The organism is Mesorhizobium sp. P2_A12 (assembly GCF_056405075.1).
This window is the reverse complement of sequence record NZ_JBFUCU010000062.1, coordinates 1-3,366: the sequence shown is the minus strand read 5'-3', so window position 1 is coordinate 3,366 and position 3,366 is coordinate 1. Positions and strand designations below refer to the sequence as shown.

Genomic DNA, 3,366 nt, shown 5'->3' with positions numbered 1-3,366 from the left:
GCCGCCGGGCTTCAGCGCTTTCGCGACAATGCCAACTTCACCGACAGTCGGGTGACCGGCACGATCGCGGCCCTCGATCTGCACGCCGGCTCAGCCGGCTATCTGGCCGAGATCGGGCCAAAACTGCGCGCTTTTTTCCTCGAGCGCGGCCTGCTGATGCGTCCGCTCGGCAATGTCCTCTATCTTCTGCCGCCCTATTGCATCACCGGCGACGAGCTCGACGGGCTCTACGACGCCATCGCGGAGGCCGGCGAACGCTTCGGCTCAAAACCATGAGCCGATCGTCGCGCATTCTCGGGTTTGGTCATCATGCGCCTGGGCGCAAAGTGGCGAATGCCGAGATCGAGAGCAATCTTGGCCTCGAGCCTGGCTGGATCGAAAAGCGCACGGGAATCCGTTCGCGCTTCTGGGCAACGGACGAGGACACGCTGTCTGGCCTTGCCGCGCAGGCCGGCGATATGGCGCTGGCGAACGCCGGTATCGACCGTAACGACATTGGTCTGCTGTTGCTCGCCACTTCGACGCCCGACCATCTCCTGCCGCCAAGCGCGCCCCTGGTCGCGCACAAGCTCGGCATTGGCCGCGCAGGCGCGGTCGATCTGACCGGCGCCTGCGCCGGCTTCATCTATGCGCTGATGTTCGCGGATGGATTCACCCGCCTGCACGGCAAACCAACGCTGGTCATCGCCGCCAACATCCTCAGCCGTCGCATCAACCCGGCCGAGCGCGCAAGCTCGGTCCTTTTCGCCGATGCCGCCGGCGCCGTTGTGATCGGTCCGTGCAAGGACATTGATCGGGGCATCCTCGGCGCTTCGGTGGATTCCGACGGCTCGCGCTACGGGCTGATCCAGATCCCCGCCGGTGGAAGCAACATCCCGTTCCATGGCGACCTCGATCTCGGACAAACGCGCATGACGATCACCGATGGCCGTGAAGTATTTGCCAAGGCGGTTGAGATGATGACTGCCTGCTCGCAGGACGCACTCGCGGCGGCCCGGATGCGGCCGCAGGACATCCATCGGTTCGTACCGCACCAGGCCAATGCCCGCATTTTCGATGCGGTCGGGCGAAACCTCGGCATCGCCGATGAAGCGATCGTCAAGACGATCGCCGAGTATGGCAACTCTTCCGCCGCGACGATCCCGCTCTCGCTGTCGCTCGCCCATCGGGCGGCGCCGTTCCGGCCGGGGGAGAAGGTTCTTCTGGCGGCCGCGGGTGCGGGTCTTAGCGGCGGTGCGATCGTCGTTGGAATTTAGCCGCGCGAACCGAACTGCCAAGACTGACCTTGAACGATGAATACAGGGACAACGACCAATGCGAAAACTAGTCGCCGGCAAGCTGCACGGCATCCACGTCACCGAAGCGAACCTCAACTACCATGGTTCGATAACGCTCGACCCCGACCACTGCGAGGCAGCCGGGATCCTGCCGATGGAATTCGTGGAGATATGGAACAAGAATTCCGGTGCGCGGATTTCGACCTATGTCATCCTCGGCGAGCGCGGTTCACGGTGCTGCATCCTCAACGGAGCGGCGGCTCGCACCTGTCAGCCCGATGACCAAATTATCGTCTGCAACTCCATCTACCTGGACGAAGCGCATATCACCTCGCTGAAGCCGCGCATCGTCACGTTCGACCAGGATAACTACATACTCGACCGCCTGAGCTACTCCGTCGATCTTGACACAGACGGCCGTTACAGTTTCTCGATCCTTGATGAGGCGAATGAAGCTTTGGCAATTCCAGCCTTGGTTTCCGGGGCGTGAGCCGCGCTCCGCAGATGTGCGAGCCTCGGCACTGAAGAGCGTCTGGTCTAAGACTCGACGAAGTTGCTGAAAAAGGCCGATGCCCACTGCGCCTTGGGCACCGTGGGCCTTCGTGGGATGGCGCAATGTCTCGCAGCTGCTGATCCGCGAACAGCGGTTTGCATGTCTGACCCTTGTCTCAGGTTACTTGCGGTGGCGGCTTGCAAATTCTTTCTGCTTTCTCAAGCGCCGCGGCTGGGTCCTCGACGACCTGGCTTTTCATGATCTTTGCCGCCGTGTCGATCAAGCAGGCCACCGTCTTCCGCATCGGCAGCGGTGCCAACCATCATCGCGAATATGGCTAGCCGAACGGCCGCAAGCAGCATTGAGGTGGGCCTTCGGCAAAGTGTTTCCCGCCGGCGCCAAGGCTCGCCAGCCATCCGACGCCTGATCGCGTTACATATCAGGTTCGTCGATCGGTGGCTTGGCAGCAAGACCGAGCCTGGCTCGTTGGCCATCGGCGTAATTTTCGGCGGGAAACTGTGTCTTGAACCGAAGAACTGTCAGTTTGCCGTCCTCGACAATATGAACAACCCATCCCCCACTACAACGCTTGACCCGCACGTCATTAGGTTCGCCAGCCACCATTGCTGCCCCTCATTTTCGTTGCCCTTGGGCTGAGACTGGAAGTCGTTCCCGCACATCGGAAAACATAGGACCTTACGTAACGTCAAGTCCCGATTTTGGGATAGCCGATGCCTTGTCGATTTCAGGGTGACGGCGATTCTGGTCCGCAACGTCCGTGAGTGCTCAAATCGATTTAGATGCGCAGATTTTGCATGTTAATTCAGCCTTGTTATCCACAACTAACGTGAATGGGAACGCGTATTCAGTCCGAGTACCTCTGCAAAAAATCTGCCGCTCTGGTGAGGGGAGCGGGCGATCAGGGCGTGTGAGGTGCTGACGTCAAACGCGAGATTCCGGAAGATTGATAAAATCGTTTGTTTCGATGAGATGCATCCACCCTGTGGATAGAAATACAGTCCCATGAACGGGCAAGCCTCTGGTGCGGGAGATGATGCTAAAGGAGACATCCCGCATGGCCACTCCACGCAAAAGCTCGGCACGTCTCGGCGCTACCAAATGCTCAGCCCCTCACCTCGCTCTCTACGGTGCGACGAAGCGCGCTGGCAGATCGCGGAAGGCACAATGGTTACCGATCCGCAGGGTGGATTCATCCTGTGGGTCGAGCCTCCGAACACCATCGATTGGCTCGACTCTTTCAGGGCTGCATCGCCCGGAAAATCGTGATCGCCCACCCTCTTGTCTTGACTAGCCCCAGCCTAGGGCTTATCTCGTCGCATTGTTAGCACTCGCCCTTGGTGAGTGCTAACCGCAGGCCGGCATAGCCGAGCTTTGTAAGTTATCCGGCGTCGCCGGACGCTTTTCTCACCGTTCTCATCGAGGAAGAAAAAATGGCACAGTCGAAGTTCCGCCCGCTTCATGACCGCGTGGTCGTTCGCCGGGTCGAATCCGAATCCAAGACCGCCGGCGGGATCATCATCCCCGACACGGCAAAGGAAAAGCCGCAGGAAGGCGAGATCATCGCCGTCGGCTCGG

The 3,366-nt window shown here is 60.1% G+C and carries 4 protein-coding genes and 1 pseudogene; all 5 read left to right on the top strand.

Features of this window, described 5'->3' with window-relative positions; genetic code table 11:
- A pseudogene (locus AC1DZU_RS35390) lies at positions 1–276 on the top strand (adenosylmethionine--8-amino-7-oxononanoate transaminase); the annotation flags it as partial.
- Positions 273–1,256, top strand: coding sequence for a beta-ketoacyl-ACP synthase III (locus AC1DZU_RS35385; RefSeq protein ID WP_477292075.1), 984 nt, complete (start codon positions 273–275; stop codon positions 1,254–1,256). The pseudogene AC1DZU_RS35390 and the gene AC1DZU_RS35385, both read left to right, overlap by 4 nt.
- Before the next feature lie 58 nt (positions 1,257–1,314).
- Positions 1,315–1,767 (top strand): aspartate 1-decarboxylase, encoded by a 453-nt coding sequence (panD, locus tag AC1DZU_RS35380; protein ID WP_477292073.1) that lies wholly within the window; start codon positions 1,315–1,317, stop codon positions 1,765–1,767.
- A gap of 200 nt (positions 1,768–1,967) precedes the next feature.
- Positions 1,968–2,111, top strand: a complete 144-nt coding sequence (locus AC1DZU_RS35375) for a hypothetical protein (protein WP_477292071.1) — start codon at positions 1,968–1,970, stop codon at positions 2,109–2,111.
- Positions 2,112–3,221: 1,110 nt separating this feature from the next.
- Positions 3,222–3,366 (top strand): co-chaperone GroES (locus AC1DZU_RS35370; protein ID WP_477289881.1); only part of this gene is annotated, 145 nt, incomplete at its 3' end.